The sequence below is a fragment of the Polaromonas sp. genome (genome assembly GCF_010365105.1).
Taxonomy (GTDB): Bacteria; Pseudomonadota; Gammaproteobacteria; order Burkholderiales; family Burkholderiaceae_C; genus Polaromonas.
Genome location: NZ_JAAFGZ010000045.1, coordinates 38848 through 62443, shown reverse-complemented (window position 1 = coordinate 62443; position 23596 = coordinate 38848). Strand labels below are relative to the sequence as shown.

At 64.9% G+C, this 23596-nt stretch carries 21 protein-coding genes and 1 pseudogene; 11 read left to right on the top strand and 11 right to left on the bottom strand.

The window, feature by feature from the left end:
* Window positions 1-14: 14 nt before the first annotated feature.
* From GZ092_RS19600 to GZ092_RS19580, 5 genes and pseudogenes are all read right to left on the bottom strand, one after another.
* Window positions 15-596: a M23 family metallopeptidase gene (locus GZ092_RS19600; RefSeq protein WP_293638838.1), complete on the bottom strand. Its 582-nt coding sequence runs from the start codon at window positions 594-596 to the stop codon at window positions 15-17.
* A complete protein-coding gene (locus tag GZ092_RS19595) occupies window positions 589-1614 on the bottom strand; it encodes a L,D-transpeptidase family protein (protein ID WP_293638837.1) in 1026 nt (341 codons plus the stop codon). Before GZ092_RS19595 ends, GZ092_RS19600 begins: the two co-directional genes overlap by 8 nt.
* 139 nt (window positions 1615-1753) lie before the next feature.
* Window positions 1754-2792, bottom strand: a pseudogene (locus tag GZ092_RS19590) (serine/threonine protein kinase).
* Between the two features lie 108 nt (window positions 2793-2900).
* Window positions 2901-3320, bottom strand: coding sequence for an organic hydroperoxide resistance protein (locus GZ092_RS19585; protein ID WP_293638836.1), 420 nt, complete (start codon window positions 3318-3320; stop codon window positions 2901-2903).
* A 71-nt stretch (window positions 3321-3391) separates the two neighbouring features.
* Complete coding sequence (locus GZ092_RS19580; protein ID WP_293638835.1) at window positions 3392-3856, bottom strand: MarR family transcriptional regulator; 465 nt, start codon at window positions 3854-3856, stop codon at window positions 3392-3394.
* A 119-nt stretch (window positions 3857-3975) separates the two neighbouring features.
* Here GZ092_RS19580 and GZ092_RS19575 point away from each other — a divergent pair, with 119 nt between their 5' ends.
* From GZ092_RS19575 to GZ092_RS19565, 3 genes are all read left to right on the top strand, one after another.
* The gene (locus GZ092_RS19575) at window positions 3976-4938 is read left to right on the top strand and encodes an SAM-dependent methyltransferase (RefSeq protein ID WP_293638833.1); all 963 of its coding nucleotides are present in this window, start codon (window positions 3976-3978) and stop codon (window positions 4936-4938) included.
* 484 nt (window positions 4939-5422) lie between these two features.
* Window positions 5423-7594 carry a 4Fe-4S binding protein gene (locus GZ092_RS19570; protein ID WP_293638831.1) on the top strand — a complete coding sequence of 724 codons (2172 nt, stop codon included), beginning with the start codon at window positions 5423-5425 and terminating at the stop codon, window positions 7592-7594.
* Window positions 7591-8607 carry an FAD:protein FMN transferase gene (locus tag GZ092_RS19565; RefSeq protein WP_293638830.1) on the top strand — a complete coding sequence of 339 codons (1017 nt, stop codon included), beginning with the start codon at window positions 7591-7593 and terminating at the stop codon, window positions 8605-8607. Before GZ092_RS19570 ends, GZ092_RS19565 begins: the two co-directional genes overlap by 4 nt.
* 67 nt (window positions 8608-8674) lie before the next feature.
* Here GZ092_RS19565 and GZ092_RS19560 read toward each other — a convergent pair whose 3' ends face one another.
* The gene (locus GZ092_RS19560; protein WP_293638829.1) at window positions 8675-9760 is read right to left on the bottom strand and encodes a porin; all 1086 of its coding nucleotides are present in this window, start codon (window positions 9758-9760) and stop codon (window positions 8675-8677) included.
* 519 nt (window positions 9761-10279) lie between these two features.
* On the opposite strand from GZ092_RS19560, the gene GZ092_RS19555 reads away from it, so the two are divergent.
* Together GZ092_RS19555 and GZ092_RS19550 are read left to right on the top strand one after the other, a co-directional pair.
* On the top strand, window positions 10280-11800 hold the full coding sequence (locus tag GZ092_RS19555) for an aldehyde dehydrogenase family protein (protein WP_293638828.1): 1521 nt from the start codon (window positions 10280-10282) through the stop codon (window positions 11798-11800).
* Between the two features lie 96 nt (window positions 11801-11896).
* Window positions 11897-12286 (top strand): DUF779 domain-containing protein, encoded by a 390-nt coding sequence (locus GZ092_RS19550; protein WP_293638827.1) that lies wholly within the window; start codon window positions 11897-11899, stop codon window positions 12284-12286.
* 60 nt (window positions 12287-12346) lie between these two features.
* On the opposite strand, the gene GZ092_RS19545 is transcribed toward GZ092_RS19550, so the two are convergent.
* Together GZ092_RS19545 and pedF are read right to left on the bottom strand one after the other, a co-directional pair.
* The gene (locus tag GZ092_RS19545; protein WP_293638825.1) at window positions 12347-13258 is read right to left on the bottom strand and encodes a transporter substrate-binding domain-containing protein; all 912 of its coding nucleotides are present in this window, start codon (window positions 13256-13258) and stop codon (window positions 12347-12349) included.
* 99 nt (window positions 13259-13357) lie between these two features.
* Window positions 13358-13807, bottom strand: a complete 450-nt coding sequence (gene pedF / locus GZ092_RS19540) for a cytochrome c-550 PedF (protein ID WP_293638846.1) — start codon at window positions 13805-13807, stop codon at window positions 13358-13360.
* A 425-nt stretch (window positions 13808-14232) separates the two neighbouring features.
* On the opposite strand from pedF, the gene GZ092_RS19535 reads away from it, so the two are divergent.
* Window positions 14233-16275: a sigma-54-dependent Fis family transcriptional regulator gene (locus tag GZ092_RS19535; RefSeq protein WP_293638823.1), complete on the top strand. Its 2043-nt coding sequence runs from the start codon at window positions 14233-14235 to the stop codon at window positions 16273-16275.
* Between the two features lie 223 nt (window positions 16276-16498).
* On the opposite strand, the gene GZ092_RS19530 is transcribed toward GZ092_RS19535, so the two are convergent.
* Window positions 16499-17623, bottom strand: coding sequence for an alpha/beta fold hydrolase (locus tag GZ092_RS19530; protein WP_293638821.1), 1125 nt, complete (start codon window positions 17621-17623; stop codon window positions 16499-16501).
* Between the two features lie 90 nt (window positions 17624-17713).
* On the opposite strand from GZ092_RS19530, the gene pqqA reads away from it, so the two are divergent.
* From pqqA to pqqE, 5 genes are all read left to right on the top strand, one after another.
* The gene (gene pqqA / locus GZ092_RS19525; protein ID WP_084181563.1) at window positions 17714-17788 is read left to right on the top strand and encodes a pyrroloquinoline quinone precursor peptide PqqA; all 75 of its coding nucleotides are present in this window, start codon (window positions 17714-17716) and stop codon (window positions 17786-17788) included.
* 86 nt (window positions 17789-17874) lie between these two features.
* Window positions 17875-18792 (top strand): pyrroloquinoline quinone biosynthesis protein PqqB, encoded by a 918-nt coding sequence (pqqB, locus tag GZ092_RS19520; RefSeq protein WP_293638819.1) that lies wholly within the window; start codon window positions 17875-17877, stop codon window positions 18790-18792.
* Between the two features lie 15 nt (window positions 18793-18807).
* Window positions 18808-19590, top strand: coding sequence for a pyrroloquinoline-quinone synthase PqqC (pqqC, locus tag GZ092_RS19515; RefSeq protein ID WP_293638817.1), 783 nt, complete (start codon window positions 18808-18810; stop codon window positions 19588-19590).
* Between the two features lie 109 nt (window positions 19591-19699).
* Window positions 19700-19918: a pyrroloquinoline quinone biosynthesis peptide chaperone PqqD gene (pqqD, locus tag GZ092_RS19510; protein ID WP_293638845.1), complete on the top strand. Its 219-nt coding sequence runs from the start codon at window positions 19700-19702 to the stop codon at window positions 19916-19918.
* The gene (gene pqqE / locus GZ092_RS19505) at window positions 19902-21050 is read left to right on the top strand and encodes a pyrroloquinoline quinone biosynthesis protein PqqE (protein WP_293638815.1); all 1149 of its coding nucleotides are present in this window, start codon (window positions 19902-19904) and stop codon (window positions 21048-21050) included. The genes pqqD and pqqE overlap by 17 nt, the downstream gene beginning before the upstream one ends.
* A gap of 335 nt (window positions 21051-21385) precedes the next feature.
* Here pqqE and GZ092_RS19500 read toward each other — a convergent pair whose 3' ends face one another.
* Window positions 21386-21721: a c-type cytochrome gene (locus GZ092_RS19500; RefSeq protein WP_293638813.1), complete on the bottom strand. Its 336-nt coding sequence runs from the start codon at window positions 21719-21721 to the stop codon at window positions 21386-21388.
* Between the two features lie 109 nt (window positions 21722-21830).
* Entirely contained in the window at window positions 21831-23552 is a 1722-nt protein-coding gene (locus GZ092_RS19495; RefSeq protein ID WP_293638811.1) for a PQQ-dependent methanol/ethanol family dehydrogenase, read from the bottom strand.
* Window positions 23553-23596 lie beyond the last annotated feature (44 nt).

Genomic DNA, 23596 nt, shown 5'->3' with positions numbered 1-23596 from the left:
CGCCAGGCAGGAGTTCAAGGTGGCTTGCCGCCCAGGTAGGTGAAGGGGTTCACCGGCTCGCCTTTCCACCACTGCTTTTCCGGGCCGAGCCGGAAAATGGCGAAATGCAGGTGCGGCGCGTCCGGGCGGGCATTGCCGGTCGCACCCACATAGCCGATCACGCTGCCGCGCCGCACCGCCTGGCCCTCGGCCAGCCCGTCGGCATAGCGCTCCAGGTGCGCGTAGTAGTAGGCCAATCGCCCGCTCGGGTCGAACTGGTAGACCGTGATGCCGCCAGGCTGGCTCAGGAACAGCTTGACGATGCGGCCGTCGTCCGCCGCCAGCACCGGCGTGCCGGTGGGCGCGAGGATGTCAATCGCCTCGTGGCCGCGCTGTCCGCCGTCCCGGCCATCGCCAAAGGTGTCGCGCAATGCGCTGGCGCTGATTCCCTGCACCGGCAGCAGCAGGGCTGGCGGCTCGGCCAGCGCGCCGGGGGCCGCTGCAGGGGCTGAAGTCCCCGCAGGCGCAACTGCCCAGGCGCTGCCAGCCCAGGCCAGGCAAAGCAGGGCGGCCACGCGCCGGCCCATGTCTCGGCGGGCCAGCGGATGCTCAGCCATGGACATCCACTGCAAACCCGACCTTGACCGCCTGCGCCAGGCGCAGCACATCCCAGTTGGTCAGGTGGATGCAGCCGTTGGATTCGGACGAGCCGACGCGCGCCGGTTCGGGTGTGCCGTGGATGCCCCAGTGCGGCTTGCTCAGTCCCAGCCAGTACACGCCCACCGGGTTGTTGGGACCGGCGGGAATGTCGGCCTTGGTGTCAGTTTGCCTGGTGCCCTTGAGCTGTGACGGGTCGAAGGTGAAGACCGGGTTTTTCGCGGCATTTTTGATTTCCATGCGGCCCACCGGCAGCGGGTCCGAGGCGCCGCCCATGCTGATGGGAAAGGCCGCCAGCGGCAGCTCTGCCTTGTCGAGCAGGTAGAGCACATGTTCGGATTTGTCGATGCGCAGCGACGCCGCGCCAGCGGGCGCCTTGTCGCTGCCGCTGGCCGGAACGACGATCCGGTCGCCGACCGCGAAAGCGCTGCCCGGGTTGGCGCTGCGCAGCCATTTCGGGCTGCAATGGAATTTTTCGCCCAGCGCTTCCTGGAGCGATTCAAAACCCAGCGACTTGAGCTGCGCGCGCGCCATCATGTCGGCGGGCAGCCGGGCAAAAGGGCCGGCGGCCTCGTCGGCGGTGAGTGTGTACTCGCTGAGCACCGGCGCAGGCGACTCGCCGGACAGCGCTTTCCAGGTAGCGGCGTCGATGCGGCCGGTGGACGGCAGGCGCCTCGGCGCCTGGAACGCCGCCACCATGCGGCGCATGTTGTTGCCAAAGGCGCCGTCGATCTCGCCCGGAGAAAACCAGGCCTGGTCGAGCAGGACCTGCGCGCGCAACACGGCATCGCCGCGCGCGCCCTGCGCCAGCGCCGGCATGCCGGTGTCTGCATTGACGCGCTCCATCAGCGCCGCGCCTGTCAGGGCGCTGGCCGGCTTGCGGTGCTGAGCGGCCACCGCAGGAAAGGCCATCGTGGCAGCGCCTGCGGCCAGCCAGGCCAGCAGCGGCCGGCGCGAAATCGGGAATGGGGAGGGCATCAAGGCTCCAGTAGGGAAGAGTTGCCATCCTAGGGCGGGCCGCAGCTCGACCGTGTCAGCAAACGCCGTGTTGCCGGGTCGCTGCAAACCGCCTTGTGCCATTCTTTGCCAGGCACCGCCAGGCCTGGGCAAGGCGGCTTCAGGCGACCAGCGGCGGCGCCTGCATCGCTTCGGTCTGCTCGACGAGCATGTCCACCTGGCCTTTCCAGTAGTCGCTGCGGGAAGTTGATCGGGAAGATCGGGTCGTGCCAGCGCTGCGCCAGCCAGGCGCTGTAATGCACCAGGCGCAGCGTGCGCAGCGGCTCGATCAGCACCAACTCGCGCCGGTCGAACGCGCCGAACTCGTCGTAGCCATCGACCAGCGCGCCGAGCTGGCGCAGCTGCTGGGGCCGGTCGCCCGACAGCAGCATCCACAGGTCCTGCACCGCCGGGCCGCTCCTGGCATCGTCCAGATCGACAAAATGCGGCCCGGCCAGCGGCAAGCCTTCGGGCGTCCACAGGATGTTGCCGGGATGGCAGTCGCCATGCAGGCGCAGCTGGCGCGCATGGGGAACGCTCTCAATCACGCCTTTGGCAACGACCATGGCTTCGTCGAAGGCCTTGAGCCAGCGCGATTCCATGTCCAGCGGCAGGTAGCCGCCCGCCAGCAGGGCATCGCGCGAGGCGTAACCAAAAGTGTGCAGGTTCAGGGCAGGGCGGTGCGTGAAAGGCCGGGCCGCGCCCACGGTGTGGATGCGCGCCAGAAAGCGGCCTATCCACTCCAGCACGTCCAGGTTGTCCAGTTCCGGCCGCCGGCCGCCACGGCTGGGCGACACGCTGAAGCTGAAGCCCTTGAAATGGTTCAGCGTCGTGCCGTTCAGGACCAGGGCGCCGACCACCGGGATTTCAGCTGCCATCAGCTCGGCGGCAAACCCGTGTTCTTCCAGGATCTGCGCGTCGCTCCAGCGGTCGGGCCGGTAAAACTTGACCACCACGATGTCGCCGGCCAGTTCCGCACTGCCGACCGGGCTTTCCAGATGCACCTGGTACACCCGGTTTTCATAGCTGGACAGCGCCATCAGGCGGCCGTCGCCCAGCAGTCCGACGCTGGCCAGCGCGTCCAGCACCACGTCGGGTGTCAGGTGTTCGTAAACATGGATGTCATGGCGCGCCGCAGCAGCCTTGTTGTATTCGGTCATGCCCGATTGTCGCGCCACCGGGGAGGCACTTCAAGGTCTGCGGCAGGCGCAAAAAAACCCGCCGGCTTTCAAACAGGCGGGCCTTGGGCACGGCCTGGGCCGCTGCGCTTATTTCAGCGTCAGCGTCACGTCGATGTTGCCGCGCGTGGCGTTGGAGTACGGGCAGACCTGGTGAGCAGCATCGATCAGGTCCTGCGCTGCGGCAGCTTCCATGCCGGGCAGGGAAATGTCCATGCGAACGGCGATGCCGTAGCCGTTGGGAATCTTGCCCAGGTCCACGCTGGCGTCGATGCTGACATCGGCAGGCAGGGTGATTTTCTGCATGCCGGCCACGGCCTTGAGCGCGCCGATGAAGCAGGCCGAATAACCGGCGGCAAACAGCTGTTCGGGGTTGGTGCCGTTGCCGGTGGTGCCGGGCGAGCTCAAGGTGATGTTCAGGCGTGCGTCGCTGGATTTGGCCTGGCCGTCGCGGCCGCCGGTGGTGTGCGTCTGGGCGGTGTAGAGCACCTGGTCAAGTTTCGTGGTCATGCGTTTCCTTGGAAATGCCCCGGGATCGGGGCGGGTTGAAAAATCGAAATTCGTTGGTTGAAAAAAGCAGCTCAGGCCAGCAATTGGCGGCGCAAGTCCTGCACCTGCCGGGTCAGCGATACCAGTTCCGGAATCGAGCCATGCGTGGCGCGCAGGATGCAGCCGGGGATGCTGGCGGCCTGCGCCTTCAACGCGCGGCCGGCAGGCGTCAGCGTGATGTGGACACGGCGCTCGTCCTCGACTGCGCGCAGGCGCGACACCAGGCCGGCCGATTCGAGCCGCTTGAGCAAGGGCGTGAGCGTTCCCGAATCGAGGAAGAGCCGCTCTCCCAGTTCCGACACCGACAGGCCGTCGCGCTCCCACAGCACCAGCAGCGCCAGGTACTGCGGATAGGTGATGCCCAGCCCATCAAGCAAGGGCTTGTACAGCCGGGTCATGGCCAGCGAGGTCGAGTACAGCGCAAAGCACAGCTGGTGGTCCAGCAGCAGCATGGCCTCGGACTGAGCCTGCGTGTCGGTAGGTGGTTGATCGGACATGGTTTAATTATTGCACACAACTAAATTGTGTGCAATTTAGTTGTTGAAGACTCAAGTGCAGGATCATCCGGTGGCATGAGAAAAACCTGAAAAACAGCGCGCGACTAAACTGGGCAGCCATGCAAAAAACCAGTTCACCCACCTCCGCAAAACCCACCGACAAATCTACCGGCAAGCCTCCGCGCAAGGTTTTGGCCGCAGCCCATGCGGCAAAGCCCGCGCAGGTCATTGAAGAACTCCGTCCCGGCCAGTCGATCGAACTGCTGCAGGAACTGCACATCCTGACCCGGGAAGGCAAGCTGAACCAGGACACGCGGCGCAAGCTCAAGCAGGTCTACCACCTGTACCAGTTCATCGAGCCGCTGCTCAATGAAGTTTCCGCAAGCGGCCACGTTTTCACGCTGGCCGACCACGGCGCCGGCAAGTCCTACCTCGGCTTCATCCTGTACGACCTGTTTTTCAACGTGGCGCACCGGGGCGAACCGGTCAGCGGCCTCATCTACGGCATTGAAACCCGCGCCGAGCTGGTGGAGAAATCGCGGGCGCTGGCTGCGCGTCTGGGTTTTGCCAACATGGCCTTCCTGAACCTGTCGGTGCAGGAGGCGACAAGCTCCGCCTACCTGCCGCCGCAGGTGGACATCGTGACCGCGCTGCATGCCTGCGACACCGCCACCGACGACGCGATCGCCTTTGGGCTGGCCAAGCAGGCGCGTCACATGGTGCTGGTGCCGTGCTGCCAGGCCGAGGTGGCCGGCGTGCTGAAAAAGTCACGCGCCCTGAACCTGACCAAAACTCCGCTGGCAGAACTCTGGCGCCATCCGCTGCATACCCGCGAATTCGGCAGCCAGATCACCAACGTGCTGCGCTGCCTGCAACTGGAGGCCAACGGCTACCAGGTCACGGTGACCGAACTGGTCGGCTGGGAGCATTCGATGAAAAACGAACTCATCCTGGCCAGCCGCCCGGAAACTCTCAACGTGGCCAAGACCCGCGCCGCGCAGACGCGCCTGCAGCAGGTGCTGGCCGAGCTGGGCCTGGGCGAGTTGACGGCGCGGTTTGTCGTGGTCGCCGAAACTGCTTGACGCCTTGCCGGCCTGTGCAAGGCCGGTTCATGCATGTTTTTGGCCTCTAGCGCGTATTGGACGAGCGAAGATAGCTACTGAATTTGTAGCATTTTATTCATGTAGGTCGGGTTAGCCGCAGGCGTAACCCGACATTCCCGGGCACGCAAACGCAGATGTCGGGTTACGCTTCGCTAACCCGACCTACGCAGGCGCCAGGTTATTTTCATGAGCGTGCCGAATTGGAACAGTCAGCACAACCAGCTCACTGCCGCTGTTCAGGATCTGCGCATCGGCCCGGCGCGCCCTGCTCAGCGCCGAGAGGCGTTTCCCCCGGCAATCCGCAAAATGGCCGCAGCCCGTACGGTGGCATGCGTTTTGCCTTCATGCACGGCAAACCCTCGGCACCGGCTAGCCACGCACGCTGCGACCAGGGGAAAAAGGAGACCTCAAAATTCTGTCAATCCGCGCAATTCGCAGGCGGCGCCGTGCGGGGCAAGTCCTGATGGCGCCATTTATTTGCAGGCTGGCCCGGCTTGGGGCGCATGCCGCATCGGCCATCGCCGTGCTGTTTTTCACGCTGTGCGCCGGCCTGCCCGCACAGGCCGGAACGATGACGCGGGACGCCATGCTCAAGGCGTTTCCGCCGCCGCTCATCGTGGGCGAAAAGGACGGCGAGCTGCCGGTCTGGCCGATCTTCAAGCAGGACGGCACCGCCACGCCCATCGTGGCCTATGTGTTCGAGTCGATCGACATGGCGCCGATTCCCGGCTTTTCCGGCACGCCTTTCAATCTGCTGATCACGCTCGATGCCAAGGGCCTCTTCACGAGCGTGCGCGTGCTGTCGCACCACGAGCCGGTGTTCCTGGAAGGGCTGGGCGAGGAGCCGATGCGGCGCTTTGTCGAACAGTACAAGGGCGTATCGCTGATGCAGAGCATCAAGATCGGCTCCAACCTCAACAGCCAGGGAAAAGCCGGCAGTGCCAATGTCTACCTTGACGGGGTGGCCAAGGCGACGGCGTCGGTGCGCATCCTGAACCAGAGCCTGCTGGCCGCATCGCTGAAGGTGGCGCGGGCCAAAATGGGCTATGCCCAGGGCCGCGACCCTGAGCGGGTGGCGCGCATCCGGCCCGAGGTTTATGCGCCCATGGACTGGAAGGCGCTGGCCGGGGCCGGCCTGGTGTCCGGCAAAACCTTGAGCAACCGTGACATCGAGCAGGCCTTTGCCGGCACGGTGGGCGCGGGGCAGGACCGCGAAGCCAGCCAGGCACCGGCTGACGACTTCATCGCCCTGCATGCCGCCTACCTGAGCGTTCCGGCCGTGGGCCGCAACCTGCTCACGCCCGAGGGCTGGAAGGTGCTGCAGGGGCGGCTGGACCCGGGCGACCATGCGCTGCTGGTGGTCGGCCAGGGCCGCTATTCTTTTGTCGGCGACGACTTCATTCGCGGCTCGGTGCCCGACCGGCTGACATTGCAGCAGGAAGGCCTGCCGCTGGAACTGCGCGACCTGGACCTGGACGCCCGGCTGCTGCTGCCCGCCGCGCTGCAGGGCGCAGAGTGGCGCGTGTTCCGGGTGAATGCGCCGGCCGGGCTGGACCCGGCGCAGGCGCTGGACTTCAAGCTGCGCGTGACGCGCAGCAAAGGCATGATTTACCCGGAGCGCGTCAGCAAGGATTTCGCCTTTGACACGGCGCTGCCGGCCCGCTATTTCGAGGCGCCCAGCGCCGACGACAAGTCGTGGCCGCCGATCTGGCGCGCCCGCAGAACTGAACTGATGGTGCTGCTCGGCGGCCTGGCGCTGCTGGCCTGGGTGCTGGCCCGGCCCAACTGGGTGTCCCGCAGCAAGCGCCGGCTGGCCCTGTTTCGCACCGCATACCTGCTGTTCACGCTCGGCTTCATTGGCTGGTACGCGCAGGGCCAGCTGTCGGTGGTCAACATCACGGCGCTGGTCCAGGCGCTGCTGGCCGGCCGCAGTCTGAGTTTTTTCATGTACGACCCGATGACGGTGGTGCTCTGGGGCGCGGTCATTCTCAGTGCCGTGGCCTGGGGCCGGGGCACCTTTTGCGGCTGGCTGTGCCCTTTTGGCGCGCTGCAGGAACTGGTCAGCAAGGCGGCCAATGCGCTGGGCGTGCGCCAGGTGCGCATTCCGGACCGGGTCGATGCCCAGCTCAAGAAGCTCAAGTACGGGGTGCTCAGTGCCATCGTGCTGACGGCCTGCTTTTCGGTTGGCTGGACCGACCGGCTGGTCGAGGTGGAGCCGTTCAAGACCAGCATCACCTTGCTGTTCCAGCGCTCCTGGCCGTTCGTGGCGTGGGCCGGCGGCCTGGTGGTTTTCAGCGCTTTTTTCTACAAAGGCTACTGCCGCTACCTGTGCCCGCTGGGTGCCGGCATGGTGGTGCTGGGCCGGCTGCGCCGCTTTGACTGGATTGCCCGGCGCGCCGAATGCGGCCAGCCCTGCCAGCGCTGCCGCAGTGACTGTGCTTATCAGGCCATCGAAAAACCGGGAAAGATCGACTACGACGAATGCTTTCAATGCCTTGACTGCGTGGCGATTTACACCAACGAGGAGTTGTGCGTGCCGCTGATCCTGAAAAACCGCCATGCGTCGGGTCAGGTGCGCATCCCGATTGTGCTGGCCGGCAGCCCTGCTGCAAAACTTGCCAAGGACACGCCATGAAACGCCGCAATTTCCTGCGCGCCAGCCTGGGCATGGGCGCAGCCGGCCTGGCTGCTTCCGGCTGGCTGATGGCAGGCGCAGCCGATGCCGTTCATGGCGCCGACGCGCTGCAGTGGCGCGACCGCATGCTGCTCGGCTTCGGCACGATGCTGTCCGTGCGCGTGGCGCATACCGACAGCCGCCACGCCGAGCGGGCGCTGGACGCGGCGGTCGAAACCATCCGCCATGTGGAGGCGCAGATGAGCCTGTTCGACCACGATAGCGCGCTCAGCCGACTGAACCGCGAGGGCGTGCTGTTGCGGCCGCACCCCGATCTGGTGGCTATCCTGCAGCTGGCGCAAAGTGTGTCGGCGCGCAGCCAGGGCGCGTTTGATGTCACTGTCCAGCCACTGTGGCAGGTGTTTGAACAGGCAGCCAGCCGCCAGGCGTTGCCGTCGCCCGAGGCGGTGACTGCCGCCCGGGCTGCGGTCGGCTGGACGCATCTGTCGGTGTCACACGACGCCATTCGCCTGGGCCGCCCTGGCATGGGCGTGACGCTGAACGGCATTGCCCAGGGCTTTGCCGCTGACCTGGTGCGCAGCCGATTGCAGGCCAGCGGCATTGCGCATGCGCTGGTCAATGCCGGCGAGTGGACGTCATTGGGTGATTCAAGCCATCACCAGCCCTGGCTGCTGGGGCTGCAGGACCCGCGCGATGCGCAGGCGCTGATCAGCCGTCTGGCGCTGGACGGCCGGGGCGTGGCAGTGTCTGCTGACAACGAATGCAGTTTCAGCCCCGACCACCAGCACCACCACATCTTCAATCCGCACACCGGTTATTCGCCTGCCGAACTGTCGTGTGTCGCCGTGGCGGCACCCAGTTGCGCGCTGGCCGATGCGCTCACCAAGGTGATGTTCGTTGCCGGACGCGAAAAGGCGCTTCGACTCGCCCGCGCATGGAGTGTCGATGTGCTGGTGGTGGACAAGCAGGGCAACTGGCAGGCCACGCCGGGCCTGCAATTCCGGGCCGCCTGAGCGCTTTGTCAGGCAGGCCCCGGCATTTCCTTGCAGGAATGCCGGGGCTGAAAGGCCTGCTGGCCGATCAGAACGAGTGCCTGACGCCCACGTTGAACAGGCTGGTGCCGACATTGGCCGCCGTGCCGCCTGCCACCACGGTCGTCAGCAGCGTGGCGCCTGCCTTGGCGTCGGCATAGACAAAGGTTCCATACAGCGTGGTGCGCTTGGACAGGGCGTATTCATCGCTCAGGATCAGCGTCGTGGTCTTGTCCTGGCCGTTGGTCTTGTTCTTGCCGAAATAGACGGCACCCATCACGGTGTTGTTGGCCGCCGTCTTCCAGTCCAGGCCTGCACCGACCACATTCACCTTGCTGGCATCGGCAAGCGTGGCGGCATTTTTGTTGTCGCCACGCAGATAGTTCAGCTTGCCAGTGAAGTCGCCGAGGGTGTAGCCGGCACCGACGGTGTAGATGCTGCTCAGCCGGTCAGACGTGTTGGGCTTGTTGTTGGACTGGTAGGCAGCCGACAAAGACAGCGGACCTGCGTAAGTGACGCCCAGGGAATACACAGCGCCTTTGCCTTCCGAGACACTGTAGCCACCCGCAATGCCGACCGGGCCAAATTTGTGGCTGTAGGTGATGGCGTTTTGCAGGAACACGCCGACGTCGTTGTTCTGGTTCGGCAGGATTGCCGCGCTCAGGCCCGGGGCAACGACGCCCGAGTTGTAGGCCCAGGGGTAAAGGCCGGAGAAGTTTTCACGCAGGCCGCGCGGGTCTGTCGCAGCGAATGCCAGGATGGCCGGGCTGTACTGGTTGCCCAGGGTGAGCGTGCCCAGGTCGGCAGACGACAAGCCCACATTGGACTGGCGGCGAAACAGGGCCGCAGCTCCCGTGGTTCCATTGCCGCCCGCCGCGCCGGTGTCCGCGGCAAAGTGTCCTTCCAGGTTGAAATTGGCTTTCAGCCCGCCGCCCAGGTCTTCCGAGCCGCGAAAGCCCCAGATGCTGGGCGAGATGCCGCCGTTGGCGATGCTGGTCGAGGAGCCGCCCGCCGGGCTGTGGTTCTGCGTCAGCAGGCCCAGGTCAACGTTGCCATACAGCACCACGGCGCTCTGGGCAGCGGCGGCGCCTGAAATCAGGGCCAGAACGGCGAGGGCGGGCAGGTTTTTGTTCATCACGATGTTTCCGGTCATTTGGGATTGCCCGGCAATATGTGGGCACGCCGGTTTCAGCAAAAGCCATGCCAGTCGCAACCTGGCGCGCCGACTGCAGCCCGGCAGGCCTGGCGTTGGCAAAAGGATTGCTCTTTTTTGTCACAGGTGTTTCAGGGCGGAGCGTTGCATGGCGCATGAAGCCGGCAGTTGCAGCACCAGCAGCGCCAGCAGCACCGGGGCATATTGACTTTGGCCCGTACATACTGTTTTCAGCATCAAACAGGCCTTTGGCGCAAGCCTGGTATGCACAAGCAGCTATGAATTCAGGAGTATCAAACACTCCGATACCGTGCGCGCCGTGATGCCCGGGCCGGCTATTGCGCTGCATGGCGGATGCATCGCGTCAGGACCTCCGCAAAATGACCCGGAAACGCGCGAAAAACACGGGTTTTTCCGCTTTCGCCCTGCTGGCACGTTCCTTGATACTGATGCAGTACCCGCAAGGGAAAACACCCCGCCATTGACCCCCTAAGGAGACCCATGATCTACGCAGCACCCGGCGCCACGGACGCCCTTCACACCTACAAAGCCCGGTACGACAACTTCATCGGCGGCGAGTGGCTTGCACCGGCCAAGGGCCAATACTTTGACGTGATCAGCCCCGTCAACGGCAAGCCGTACACGCAGGTAGCGCGTTCCACCGCCGAGGACATCGAAAGCGCACTCGACGCCGCCCACGCAGCAGCCGACAAGTGGGGCCGCACCTCCGCAGGCGAGCGCTCCAATGTGCTGCTCAAGGTCGCCGACCGCCTGGAAGCCAACCTCGAACTGCTGGCCTGGGCCGAAACCGTGGACAACGGCAAGCCGATCCGCGAAACGCTGAACGCCGACATTCCGCTGGCCATTGACCACTTCCGCTATTTCGCCGGCTGCATCCGCGCGCAGGAAGGCAGCATCAGCGAGATCGACGAAAACACTGTCGCCTACCACCTGTACGAGCCGCTGGGCGTTGTCGGCCAGATCATTCCCTGGAACTTCCCGATATTGATGGCCGCCTGGAAACTGGCCCCGGCGCTGGCCGCCGGCAACTGCGTGGTGCTCAAGCCCGCCGAATCCACGCCCATCAGTATTTTGATCGTGGCCGAACTGATTGCCGACCTGCTGCCCGCCGGCGTGCTCAACATCGTCAACGGCTACGGCCGCGAAGCCGGCATGCCGCTGGCCACCAGCAAGCGCATCGCCAAGATCGCCTTCACCGGCTCCACCTCGACCGGCCGCGTGATTGCCCAGGCGGCGGCCAACAACCTGATTCCGGCCACGCTGGAACTTGGCGGCAAGTCGCCCAACGTCTTTTTTGCCGATGTGATGGACAAGGACGACAGTTTCCTGGACAAGGCCATCGAAGGCCTGGTGCTGTTTGCCTTCAACCAGGGCGAGGTCTGCACCGCCCCGTCGCGTGCGCTGATCCAGGAATCGATCTACGACGCTTTCATGGAGCGCGTGCTCAAGCGCGTTGCTGCCATCAAGATGGGCAACCCGCTGGACACCGACACCATGATGGGCGCGCAGGCGTCCAAAGAGCAACTCACCAAGATCATGTCCTACCTCGAACTGGGTCGCCAGGAGGGCGCAGAGGTGCTGATCGGCGGCGAGCAGGCCGACCTCGGCCCTGACTACGAAGGCGGCTACTACGTCAAGCCGACGCTGTTCAAGGGCCACAACAAGATGCGCATCTTCCAGGAAGAAATCTTCGGCCCCGTGCTGGCTGTGACCACCTTCAAGGACGAGGCCGACGCCCTGGCGATTGCCAACGACACGCTCTACGGACTGGGTGCCGGTGTGTGGAGCCGCAACGGCAACGTCGCTTACCGCATGGGTCGCGCCATCAAGGCCGGCCGCGTCTGGACCAACTGCTACCACGCTTACCCGGCGCATGCGGCTTTTGGCGGCTACAAGGAATCGGGCCTGGGCCGCGAAAACCACAAGATGATGCTGGGCCACTACCAGCAGACCAAGAATCTGCTGGTCAGCTACAGCGAGCAAAAGCTCGGCTTCTTCTGACCTGCCGGTGACCGGCCGGCCCAAGGCCGCGCAGCATTCACGGGGACGGGAAACCGTCCCTTTTTGCATTTCATGGCGTTTTATCTGGAGACCGACATGGTTGAAAAAGTCATTGCCACCCCGGCGGCGCTCGAACTGGTGGAGCAGCTCCAGGCGAAACACGGCACCGTCATGTTCCACCAGTCCGGTGGCTGCTGCGACAACAGCGCGGCCAATTGCTATTTGCCGGGCGAGATCACGATGGGCGCGGGCGATGTTTTTCTGGGCGAGATCGGCGGTGCGCGTTTTTACATCGGCAAGTCGCAGTACGCCTACTGGAAGCACACGCAGCTGATCATCGACGTCATCGACGGGCATGGCGGCACGTTCTCGCTGGAAGGCCCCGAGGGCAAGGCCTTCCACACGCGTTCACGGGTGTTCACCGAAGCGGAGCTGGAAGAACTCGAAAGGCAGGATGCGGCGTCATCCGGGGCGCAAGCGTTGTGATACGAAAAAAGCAAAGCCGGTGCGGCGGACCGCAGCACCGGCGTGACGCAGCGCAGGGTTTCAGGGCGCCGTCAACGTCATGCCACGCTTCTGGAACATGGCCAGCAGTTCGCCATTGCTGCGCAATTCCCTGAAGGCCACTTCGAGCGCCTGGCCCAGGTCCTTGTTGGCTGCCTTGATGGCCAGCCCGAGCGGCCAGCCGTTTTCAGGGACGCCTTCGAGCGGCAGGCTGGTCAGCGCCAGGTGCGCCGGACGGGGCTGGGCCCCGGCCAGTGCGGCTTCGGCCTGCGAGCGCAGCACATAGGCGGCGGCCGCCTGCCCTTTGATAACGGCCTGGGCCGCCTCGACGCCCGAGGGGTAAAGACTGACCTGCGTTTGCAGCATGCCGTTTTGCTGGCCCATCAGCACGCTGGCCATGCCGGTGCCGCGCTCGACGGCCAGCTTGTGGCCTTTCAGGTCATCCGGCCCCGTGACCTGGGGCAGCGTGCGCGTGTCATGCAGCAGCACCTGCACCTGGCGCATGTAGGGCGCAAAGATCAGCGCCTGCCGGTTTTCCTGCATCAGGTACTTGTCCACCGGCACATGCAGCATGATGTCGGCCGGCCCGTAGCCCAGGTAGTGGCCGCGCCAGACCATGTTGCGCAGGTCGTCGTTCATGCGTTCGCCCGCGTCGAAGGGCAGCAGGGCCAGCTTGAGTTGCAGCTGCCGGGCCAAGGCGCCGGCCAGGTCAATGTCCAGCCCTTGCATGTTGTCGGTGGGGCCGTCTGAAAATGGCGCGTTGTCCTTGTAGACGGCAACCTTCAGCACACCGCTGGCGCGAATGCGCGCCAGGTCGGTCAACTCGGTCTGCGCCTGCGCCAGCGGCAGCCCCAGCGACAGCAGGAACGCCAGGCTGCGCCGGCGGTCAAGTCCGCGTGCCGGCAGGCCGTCGCGGCGGGGGTCCAGGCAAACGTCGGGATTCGAAGAAGTCATGGTGTGGGCTTGCCTTGGGTCAATTGAAAACTGGGCGGGATTCGCCGGGGCCGGTTGCGGCGCGCGCCTGTCGGCAGGCTTCAGGCTGCTGTGCGGGCCTCAAGGCTCGCGCCGTGTTTCCAGGTAGGTGCGGATGGACCAGATGGCTTCCTGGGTCAGCGTGCCTTCAAACGGCGGCATGTAAACGCGGCCGTCGCGCGTGCGGCCGCGCCGCACGGTGGAGATGAAAAAATCATCCATTTCCTTGAAGCAGGCAGATTTTTTGGCCGCGTCGGCCATGCCCGTGCATTCGCTGTCGAGCTTGCGCAGGTCGGGCGACATGCCGCCTGAAATCGCCTGCAGTCCGTGGCAGCGCGCGCAGTTCTGGTTGTAGGCCGACGTGCCGATGCGCAGCGCTTCCTTGTTGGCCGGGCCGGTGCTGTAGGGGTTGGCGTCGCGCCATTTGTCGCCGAGCTGGGGCAGCGTGTGCGTGTCCACCGACTGCGGCACCACATCGCCATGGGCCATGGCCGCGCCGGTCCAGAGCGCGGCCGAAATGAACACCGCCATGCCGGACCGCTTGAGAAGTGAAGATGAAAAGGCTTTCATTGAAATCTGCTCCAGTTGATGCGTGATGGCCCCTATCAGCAATAAGCAAGCCAGCACTTTCGGCACCCCCCTGCACGGCCCGGCTTGCCAGTGAAGTGACTCTGCAAAGGGCTTTCGAGGCAAGCGGCTGAGGCAAGGGTTGTGTCGCCAGGTGTGTCAATTTGGAACAAATTTGCCGCTGGTCCAAGCGCTGAAAAAAGGCAATAAATCCTTTCTGATCAAGGGTTTATGCCGTTGTGAACCCCTTGTGACATGCTCCAGAATGCGGTAGCCCAAGCGTTCGGCCCTGCGTAAAAATACCGGTCAGGCCGAATGCAAGGCAACGACACCGAAAGACCTTGCGCCATGGTTTGCCCAGGTCGCACACGTAACTCAAGGAGCGGATGATGAGCATCCCGGCTGCCAGCTATTTACCTTCCCGCACAGGCACTCCACCCGGCTCCGAAAGCGAAGACGACAAAAAGCGCGCGCTGATTGAGGCGTCGCACCAGCGTTCGCAGTCCTTCGGCATTGCCAGTTCCGACCAGCCCGATTTTTCTCCGCCCGCCCAAGTTGTGCTGGCCCAGACGATGGAAGAAAACCGGTTTTTGCTGCTGCATGCCGCGCCGGCCATGGAAACGCTGTACGAGCAGATTGCCAACACCCACAGCATGGTGCTGCTGACCTCGGCCAGGGGCGTGGTGCTGCATACGCTGGGCGACAGCGACTTTCTGGAGAAGGCCTCGCAGGTGGCGCTGACGCCCGGCGTGGACTGGTCCGAAGACAGCAAGGGCACGAATGCGATTGGCACCGCGCTGCGCGAGGAGCAGGCCATCATGGTTCACGGCGGCGAGCATTACATGAACGCCAACAAGTTCCTGACCTGCTCGTGCGCGCCCATCATGGACCCCTACGGCCAGCTGATCGGGGCGCTGGACGTGAGCGGCGACCACCGCAGCGTGCACCAGCACACCATGGCCCTGGTGCGCATGTCGGCGCAGATGGTCGAAAACCACATGTTCGCCGACATCTTTCCCAAGGCCGTGCGCATCCATTTCCACAGCCGTCCCGAGTTCATTGGCACCCTGGTCGAGGGCATCGTGGTGTTTTCCCCAGACGGGCGCTTCCTGTCGGCCAACCGCAGCGCGCAGTTCCAGCTGGGCTTGCCCCACAACGCGCTGAAGGTGCATACTTTTTCGTCGCTGTTCGGCATTGCCATGTCGCATCTTTACGAACTCTGCCGGGGCGGCATTCCCCGGCTGCATTCGCTGTGCCTGCACAACGGGGTGACGGTGTCCTGCCGGGTCAAGATCAAGCAGGGCATGCAATGGTTCGCGGGCCATGACGCAGGGCCGGCGCCCGATGCCGTGGACAGCCTGCCGGCCGGCCAGGGCATCAGCCAGGCCGCTTCGGCGCGCAGGCACCAGTTGTCCACGCTGCGCTATCTTGACACTGGCGACGCGCAGGTTTCGGCGGTGATCAGCAAGCTTCGCATGGTGCGCGGCCGTGACATTCCGATCATGATCCTGGGCGAAACCGGCACCGGCAAGGACCTGATGGCGCAGGCCATCCACGGCGACTCCGACCGCGCCGCCAAGCCCTTTGTGTCGGTCAATTGCGCGTCCATTCCCGAGACCCTGATCGAGTCCGAGCTGTTTGGCTACGAGGACGGCGCCTTCACCGGCGCGCGCAAGAAAGGCGCGGCCGGCAAAATCCAGCAGGCCAACGGCGGCACGCTGTTTCTCGATGAGATAGGCGACATGCCCAAGCATCTGCAGGCGCGTCTGCTGCGCGTGCTGCAGGACCGCCGCGTCAGCCCGCTGGGCGCCGGCAAGGAAATTGAAGTCGATATCGCCATCGTGTGCGCCACCAACAAAAGCCTCAAGGACATGATCGCGCGCGGCGAGTTCCGGGAAGACCTGTACTACCGGCTGAACGGCCTGGTGGTGCGCCTGCCGGCGCTGCGCGAGCGCAGCGATTTCGACCTGGTGGTCACCAAGATCATTGGCAGCCTGTGCGACAAGAGCCCGAAGATCGGGCTGTCGGCCGACGTGCAGGCCATGTTCCGCGCCTACCACTGGCCCGGCAACTTCCGCCAGTTGCACAACCTGTTGCGCACCGCCGTGGTCATGGTCGGCTGCGAGGGCCTGATCGAGCGCATCCACCTGCCCGACGACTTTCTTGAGGAAATGGGCCAGCATCCTGCCGGCCAGACGCTGCCGCAGCCGACTGCCGCCATCACCGGGGCGGAGCCGCTGGCTGCTGCAGCGCCCGGCCGTCCGGTCTGTGAAGCCGCCGGCCACAGCCTGCAGGATGTCGCCCTGTCCGCCATGGCCCAGATGCTTCGCCAGCACCAGGGCAACGTGTCGGCGGCGGCCAAGGCGCTGGGGGTTTCGCGCAACACCATCTACCGCAAGAAAGACCAGTTGCCGCCGGATGTCTGGAACTGATGGCCCGTCGCCACCCTGCGCTGCCAGGACGGTGGTCAGCGCAAAATTACACGGCTATTCCCTCAAAGCGGTCAAGGAACCGGAACATTTCAGCTACTGAAATAATAGCTGCCGACGCAAGCTGGAACTGCGCAAAAAGCATTTTTGATGCGTAAAAAGGTGTCGGCTGCCTGAAATGAAGGTTGCTTAACCCGGCTCCGGCCGTTTCCACGACACGCACGCCTCAAGCGCCCGTCCGGGGCTGGCGGACCACCTTCGCCAGCGTGTCGCGCACGCCCGGCTCGCTGGCCAGATGGCCTGCCAGTGGCCCGTGCGCTCTGGCCAGTCCGCTTCGCAGCGCTTCCTGTATTTCCACCCAGCGGCGGCTGTTGGCCGGCGGACAGACCGCGTCGAAGCGGCCATGCACCCAGTCGCTCGGAATCCCCCGCAGCGCCAGGCTGCGTGCGGCGCTGTCCAGCCCGCCCGGGGGCACAAAGCCCTGGTGCCTGAGGTAATGGCCCTGAATCCGGAATTTTTTCCAGCCACTTCGGTCCGTGCGGCTGGTGCGCGGCTGGCGCAGATTGGCCAGGCTGAGCCGCTGCTGGCGCCTGAGCTGCGCCCAGGCGCGGCGGTACGCATGGGCGCGCTGTCGGGGTTCGCCAGCCAGGGCATGTTCCAAGGCGGCCGAGTGGACCAGGCTGCGCCACAGGCCGCGCAGCGCCGAGCGCTGTTCCAGCAAATTCCAGCAACGTACAACGTGCCGTGCTGCAACACCGGGTGTTCCAGATTGCAGCACCTGCTCCAGCCGGGCCAGCACCCGTGCGTCGCCGCTGTAGGGCGCGCGCGGCCAGTGGGGGTTGCGCGACACCGCGCGGTCGCGCCGGGCATCGGGGTGGAGCAGGCCGAAAATTTCCCGCCGCCTGAGCGCAAAGGCACCGCGCAGCACCAGCCGCGTGACCCGGTCCGGGTTTGCCTGGGCGTAGCGCAAGGCCACCACGGTGCCCCACGATCCGGCCAGCAAGGCCCAGCGTGCTATGCCCAGGTGCCGGCGCAAGGTCTCCAGGTCGGCCACCAGCTGGTCGGTGTGGTTGCCCGCCAGCCGGGCTGCCGGGCGTGAACGGCCGGCGCCGCGCTGGTCGGGCAGGACGGCGCGCTGGCGGCTGAGCTGCAAGGGCGCGAGCAGGCCCGGATGGCACGAGGCGCCCGGCCCGCCATGCAGCACCAGCCAGCATTCGCCGTCCCGCGCGCCGCAGTCGCGGTAGGCCATGCGCGCGCCGCGCGCGGTGGTGACAAAGTGCGGCGAATGCCAGCCCTTGCCCGGTTCGGTGTTCGAGGGCGGGCGGGCAGGGGAGGTGGTTTGGTGTGGCATTGAAGTTGCATTACAGCAGGGCGGGCCGGTTGCTGCTGAAAGCGGTGACAGGTCCGTGATCACCCCTTATCCAACCACTGGAGACTCACCATGCAATGGACCGCCCCTTCTTTCACTGACCTGCGTTTCGGTTTCGAAATCACCATGTACATCGCCAACCGCTAAGCCGGAATTCCTGCTGCCGGCGTGCGCGACCTGTCGCGTTCGCCGGTTGGCGCTGGCTGGTTTTCATTTTTTTCGGAATTCGACCCATGCAATTACGCGTTCTAGGTTCGGCAGCAGGCGGCGGCTTTCCGCAGTGGAACTGCAATTGCCCCAACTGCGATGGCTTCAGGCGCGGCACGCTGCGGGCGCAGGCGCGTACCCAGTCGTCGATTGCCGTCAGCGCCAACGGCCAGGACTGGCTGCTGGTCAATGCCTCGCCCGATGTGCTGGCGCAGATTCGCGCGAATCCCGAATTGCAGCCCGCCCGCGCGGTGCGCGACAGCGGCATTGCCTGCGTGCTGCTGATGGACGCGCAGATCGACCATGTCACCGGGTTACTGATGCTGCGCGAACGCGCCAGCCCCTTGCCGCTGCTGGCCACGCCCGAGGTGCTTTCTGATATTGGCGAAGGCTTTCCCATCACCCGCATCCTGTCGCATTACTGCGGCATTCAGTCGCTGCCGCTCAAGCTTGACGCCGACCTTCAGGCTGTGCCCGGACTGCCCGGCCTGGCGCTGCAGCCCATCGCGCTGTCGTCCAAGCCGCCGCCTTATTCCCCGTTTCGCCACTGCCCGCGTCCGGGCGACAACATCGGCCTGGTGATTGAAAACCCCGACAACGGCGCGCGCGTGTTTTATGCGCCCGGCCTGGGTGAGGTCACGCCGGATCTCTTGGCGCTGATGGCGCAATGCCAGATTGTGCTGGTGGACGGCACCTTCTGGACCGAAGATGAAATGCAGCGACTGGGCTTGTCAACAAAGAGCGCCGCCGAGATGGGCCACCTGCCGCAAAGCGGTCCGCAGGGCATGATGGCCCAGCTTGACCGGCTCCCGCCGGGCGTTCGAAAAATCCTCATCCACATCAACAACACCAACCCCATCCTCCAGGACGATTCCGCCGAACGCGCGCTGCTGACCGCGCATGGCATTGACGTCGCCTGGGACGGCATGGACCTGATTTTCTGACGGCAGGCTCACCTCATGGAACTAGCGCAAACCCATCGCCCTGATCCGGCCGGCGACCCGGCAACCGCCTGGACGCGGTCAGAGTTCGAGGCCCGCCTGCACGCCCAGGGCGCGGGCTACCACATCCACCACCCCTTCAATGTCCGGATGAACAGCGGCCAGTGCACCCCTGATGAACTGCGCCATTGGGTCAGAAACCGCTTTTACTACCAGATCTGCATTCCGCGCAAGGACGCTGCCATCCTGGCGAACATGCCGGACCGCGAACACCGCCGGCTGTGGATAGCGCGCATCCTGGACCATGACGGCTATGGCGACTACAGCGGTTCGGCCGCTGGCGGCATCGAGGCGTGGACGCGCCTGGGCGAAGCCGTCGGCATTCCGCGCGAAGAACTCTGGTCGCTGCAGGGCGTCGCGCCCGCCGTGCGTTTTGCCTGCGATGCCTATGTGAATTTCGCGGCCAGCGCTCCCTGGCAGGAGGCGGTGTGTTCGTCGCTGACCGAAATGTTCGCCCCGCAAATCCACAAGGACCGGCTGGCCGGCTGGCCCACGCACTATCCGTGGATCGACGCCGAGGGGCTGAATTACTTCAGGAGCCGCATTCCGCTGGCGGGCCGGGACGTGGCGCACGGGCTGCAGGTCACGCTGGAGCACTTCACCACCCGCCAGGCCCAGCACCGGGCGCTGGACATCTTGCAGTTCAAGCTCGACATCCTCTGGAGCATGCTCGACACCATCGAGAGGGTCTGCCTCAACTCCCCTCAATCCCCTCAAACCCTTCAACCCGCCAGGGACTGACATGAACGCTGTTGCCTCATCGCCTATCTCGCCTATGCCGCCGGTCGCGCCTGGCGCCAAAGCGCCGCCGGCCTTGCCGGCATTCCCCAAACTGTCGCGCGGGTACCGCATGCAGTACGAGCAGGTGCAGTCGGCCTGGGTGCTGCTGTATCCGGAAGGCATGGTCAAGCTCAACGACAGTTCGGCCGAAATCCTGCGCCGCTGCAACGGCGAACGCAGCATCGACGCCATGGTGGCCGACCTTGAAATCCTGTTCAATGCCAAAGGCATTGCGCCGCAGGTGCGCGAACTGCTGCACGAAGGGATGCGCCGTGGCTGGATTGTCTGAAGCGGTTTTGCCCAGCGTGGTTGACGCTGCCGTGCCGCCGCCGCTGTGGCTGCTGGCCGAGCTGACCTACCGCTGTCCGCTGCACTGCGTGTTTTGCTACAACCCGACGCAGCATGCCAGTCTGCAGGAGGAAATGACAACCGCGCAGTGGGTCGATGTGATGCGCCAGGCGCGTGCGCTGGGCGCGGCGCAGCTGGGGTTTTCCGGCGGCGAGCCGCTGCTCAGGGACGACCTTGAAGAGCTGGTGCAGGAAGCCCGGCATCTGGGCTTTTATACCAACCTGATCACCTCGGGCGTCGGCCTGACCGAAGCCCGCGCCCGCCGGCTGAAGGACGCGGGGCTGGACCATGTGCAGCTGTCTTTCCAGGACTCGACCCGCGAACTCAACGATTTCCTGAGCCATACCAAGACCTTCGAGCTCAAGCAGCGGGTGGCGCGCCTGATCAAGCAGCACGACTGGCCGATGGTGCTGAACTGCGTGCTGCACCGGCACAACTTGCCGCATGTGGACAAGATCATCGAGATGGCGCTGGCCCTCGATGCCGAATTTCTGGAACTGGCCAACACGCAGTATTACGGCTGGGCCTGGAAGAACCGCGACCACCTGATGCCGACGCATGCGCAATTGATCGAAGCCGAGGCGGTGGTGCAGCGCTACCGCGCCGAGTTCGGCACGCGCTGCCGGATTTTGTTTGTCGTGCCCGATTACTTTGAAGAACGCCCGAAGGCCTGCATGAACGGCTGGGGCGCGGTGTTTCTGGCCATCGCGCCCGATGGCGTGGCCTTACCCTGCCACAACGCGCGCAACCTGCCGGGCCTGCAACTGCCGCGCGTGCAGGACCAGCCGCTGTCTGATATCTGGGCGCGCAGCCAGGCTTTCAACGCCTACCGGGGCGACGCCTGGATGCAGGCGCCGTGCCGCGACTGCGACGAGCGCCACAAGGATTTCGGCGGCTGCCGCTGCCAGGCCTTCCAGATCACCGGCGATGCCGCACAGGCCGACCCGGTGTGCGGTAAATCGCCGCACCATGACAAGGTTGTGCAGCTGGTGCGGCAGGCACCGGCCGGGCGCGGGCAACCGATCATCTTTCGCACCGACGCAGCGTCGCGCGCACTGCACCCGGAAAACTGAGTCCGGGCCAGCCCGATTCAGCCTGGCGACAGGTTTTTAGCATCAAACAGGCCGTTTGCGCATGACCAGCATGCGCAAGCAGCTATTGATTAAATAGCAGAATTCGCCGCGTGTCTTGCATGCCGTGCTGCCGCACTGTCTGCGGCTTCGTGCTTGCTTCCAGATGGATCTGGAACAAGCCATGCCCAGACGGCAGCGCACCTTGACCTTGCCCCTGGCGGGATGGCGCGGCCAGTCGCTGCGCCCGCTGACCTGCGCGCACAGGCCCCGACTGGCCAGCGCCAGCGCGGCGCAGAAGCCACCGTGGCCAGCGGGCTGCAAGCGTTATCTACACGTCATGGCTGGGGGGTGGCCAGCACCCAGCCGGCCAGCGCCTTGAGGTCACCACTGCCCAGCGTCGCATGGGCGGGCATGGGGATGCGGCCCCACTTGCCCTTGGAGCCGTACTGGATCGATTGCACCAGCGAGGCCACGGCGTCCTTGTCATCCTTGTACTTGGCGGCAACGTCCTTGAAGGCCGGGCCGACGATTTTTTCAGCGGCCGAATGGCAGGAATAGCAGCCGCTGGCCTTGGCCAGTTCCGCCACGGCGGCCAGGTCATTGGCATTGCCGGTCTGGGCCATGCAGTGGGCGCTGATGAATGCAGCGCCTAGCGTCAGGAGGGATCGCATGTCAGTGCTTCCGATCGTGAAAAAGTGGAATGAAAAGGCGGAACCGGCCTGCGCCAGCCCGCCCTGTGATGAAAGCCCCGCCCACCCACGGTGAGCCGGGCAGCGCCGCTTACTTGAGCAGCTTGAAGGTCCAGACCGAACCGCCCTGTTCAAGCATGTTGACCTTCTTGGCCACCTCGCCGCCCCACAGCGGCACCGCGCCGCCCCAGCCGGACACGACGCTGATGTACTGGTCGTTGCCTTCCTTCCAGGTGATGGGTGGCGCCACCACGCCCGAGCCGGTCTGGAACTGCCATATGACCTTGCCGGTCTTGGCGTCGGCGGCTTTCAAAAAGCCTTCAGGCGTTCCCCAGAACACCAGGTCGGCCGTTGTCATGACGCCACCCCAGAGCGGTGCGGTGTTCTTGACCTCCCAGGCCACCTTGCCGGTCTTCGGGTCGATCGCCCGCAAGGAGCCGATGTGGTCCTCGAACAGCGGCCGGATGGTGAAACCCGCGCCCAGGAAGGCGGCGCCCTTTTTGTAGGTGATCGGCTCGTTCCAGATGTCCATGCCCCATTCGTTGGTCGGCACGTAGAACAGGCCGGTCTTGGGGCTGTAGGCCATCGGCATCTGGTTCTTGCCACCTAAAAAGCCCGGCGCTGTGAAGGTGGACTTCCCCTTGGTGGCGTCGTCGTTGCCCGGCGCGTTCGGGTCGCCGGGACGGTTCTCGGCCACGAAGTTGGGCCGGCCGGTCTTCAGGTCGATGCTGGTGGCCCAGGTGATCTTCTTGACGAAGGGAAAGGCATTCACCAGCTTGCCGGTGGTGGCGTCATTCACATAGAAAAAGCCGTTGCGGTCAGCCTTGGCGCCCATGCGCTTGCCATCCATGTCGAAGGTGATGAACTCGTTGACGCCGTCGAAGTCCCAGGCATCGTTGGGCGTGCTCTGGTAGCTCCAGACGATCTTGCCGGTCTTGACATCGATGGCCACGGTGGAGGTGGAGTACAGGTTGTCGCCCTTGCGCACATGGCTGTTCCACGGGCCGGGGTTGCCGGTGCCGAAATAGGCCAGGCCGGTCTTGGCATCGTAGGTGCCGCCCAGCCAGGGCGTGGCGCCGCCGGTTTTCCAGGTTTCACCCGGCCAGCTGGCGTTGGTGGTGCCGGTGATGCCGTTTTCCTTGCCGTTCAGGAAGCCCATGTGGCCCTCGACGACCGGGCGTGACCAGACCATCTTGCCGGTCTTAGGGTCGCGCGCCTCGACACGGCCGACCACGCCGAACTCGCCGCCCGACAGGCCGGTGATCAACAGGCCTTCGGCGATCAGCGGCGCGGCGGTGTAACTGTAGCCGGCGCTATAGTCGTCGATCTTCTCGCGCCACACGACCTTGCCGGTGGTCTGGTCCAGCGCCACCAGCTGGGCATCGAGCGTGCCGAAGATCACCAGGTTGTCATACAGCGCAGCGCCGCGGTTGACCACGTCGCAGCAGGGCATGATGCCTTCGGGCAGGCGGTGCTCGTATTTCCAGAGCTTGGCGCCGGTCTTGGCGTCCAGCGCAAAGATGCGCGAGTACGACGCCGTGACGAACATCTTGCCGTTGTGCACCAGCGGCTGCGACTCCTGGCCGCGCTGCTTTTCCCCGCCAAAAGACATCGACCACACCGGCACCAGCCGGCTGATGGTCTTGGGGTTGATGTCGGACAGCGGCGAATAACGCTGGCCCTGGGTGCCCATGCCCCAGGACAACACGTCATTGGTGCTGGCGGCGTCGTTGGCAATCATGGCGTCGGTCACTTGCGCGCCGACGTGGGCGGTTGCCGCCATGACCAGAATGCTGAGAAGTTTTCGTTTCATGGGTGTGTCTCCTGAATCCTTGTGAGCTGAATGACGCCCGTGCG

Excerpts from the sequence above, each read along its gene's own strand:
- GZ092_RS19600 (WP_293638838.1), bottom strand. The coding sequence starts at position 596 with ATGGCTGAGCATCCGCTGGCCCGCCGAGACATGGGCCGGCGCGTGGCC.
- GZ092_RS19595 (WP_293638837.1), bottom strand. The coding sequence starts at position 1,614 with ATGCCCTCCCCATTCCCGATTTCGCGCCGGCCGCTGCTGGCCTGGCTG.
- GZ092_RS19585 (WP_293638836.1), bottom strand. The coding sequence starts at position 3,320 with ATGACCACGAAACTTGACCAGGTGCTCTACACCGCCCAGACGCACACC.
- GZ092_RS19580 (WP_293638835.1), bottom strand. The coding sequence starts at position 3,856 with ATGTCCGATCAACCACCTACCGACACGCAGGCTCAGTCCGAGGCCATG.
- GZ092_RS19575 (WP_293638833.1), top strand. The coding sequence starts at position 3,976 with ATGCAAAAAACCAGTTCACCCACCTCCGCAAAACCCACCGACAAATCT.
- GZ092_RS19570 (WP_293638831.1), top strand. The coding sequence starts at position 5,423 with ATGGCGCCATTTATTTGCAGGCTGGCCCGGCTTGGGGCGCATGCCGCA.
- GZ092_RS19565 (WP_293638830.1), top strand. The coding sequence starts at position 7,591 with ATGAAACGCCGCAATTTCCTGCGCGCCAGCCTGGGCATGGGCGCAGCC.
- GZ092_RS19560 (WP_293638829.1), bottom strand. The coding sequence starts at position 9,760 with ATGAACAAAAACCTGCCCGCCCTCGCCGTTCTGGCCCTGATTTCAGGC.
- GZ092_RS19555 (WP_293638828.1), top strand. The coding sequence starts at position 10,280 with ATGATCTACGCAGCACCCGGCGCCACGGACGCCCTTCACACCTACAAA.
- GZ092_RS19550 (WP_293638827.1), top strand. The coding sequence starts at position 11,897 with ATGGTTGAAAAAGTCATTGCCACCCCGGCGGCGCTCGAACTGGTGGAG.
- GZ092_RS19545 (WP_293638825.1), bottom strand. The coding sequence starts at position 13,258 with ATGACTTCTTCGAATCCCGACGTTTGCCTGGACCCCCGCCGCGACGGC.
- pedF (WP_293638846.1), bottom strand. The coding sequence starts at position 13,807 with ATGGCGGTGTTCATTTCGGCCGCGCTCTGGACCGGCGCGGCCATGGCC.
- GZ092_RS19535 (WP_293638823.1), top strand. The coding sequence starts at position 14,233 with ATGAGCATCCCGGCTGCCAGCTATTTACCTTCCCGCACAGGCACTCCA.
- GZ092_RS19530 (WP_293638821.1), bottom strand. The coding sequence starts at position 17,623 with ATGCCACACCAAACCACCTCCCCTGCCCGCCCGCCCTCGAACACCGAA.
- pqqB (WP_293638819.1), top strand. The coding sequence starts at position 17,875 with ATGCAATTACGCGTTCTAGGTTCGGCAGCAGGCGGCGGCTTTCCGCAG.
- pqqC (WP_293638817.1), top strand. The coding sequence starts at position 18,808 with ATGGAACTAGCGCAAACCCATCGCCCTGATCCGGCCGGCGACCCGGCA.
- pqqD (WP_293638845.1), top strand. The coding sequence starts at position 19,700 with ATGCAGTACGAGCAGGTGCAGTCGGCCTGGGTGCTGCTGTATCCGGAA.
- GZ092_RS19500 (WP_293638813.1), bottom strand. The coding sequence starts at position 21,721 with ATGCGATCCCTCCTGACGCTAGGCGCTGCATTCATCAGCGCCCACTGC.
- GZ092_RS19495 (WP_293638811.1), bottom strand. The coding sequence starts at position 23,552 with ATGAAACGAAAACTTCTCAGCATTCTGGTCATGGCGGCAACCGCCCAC.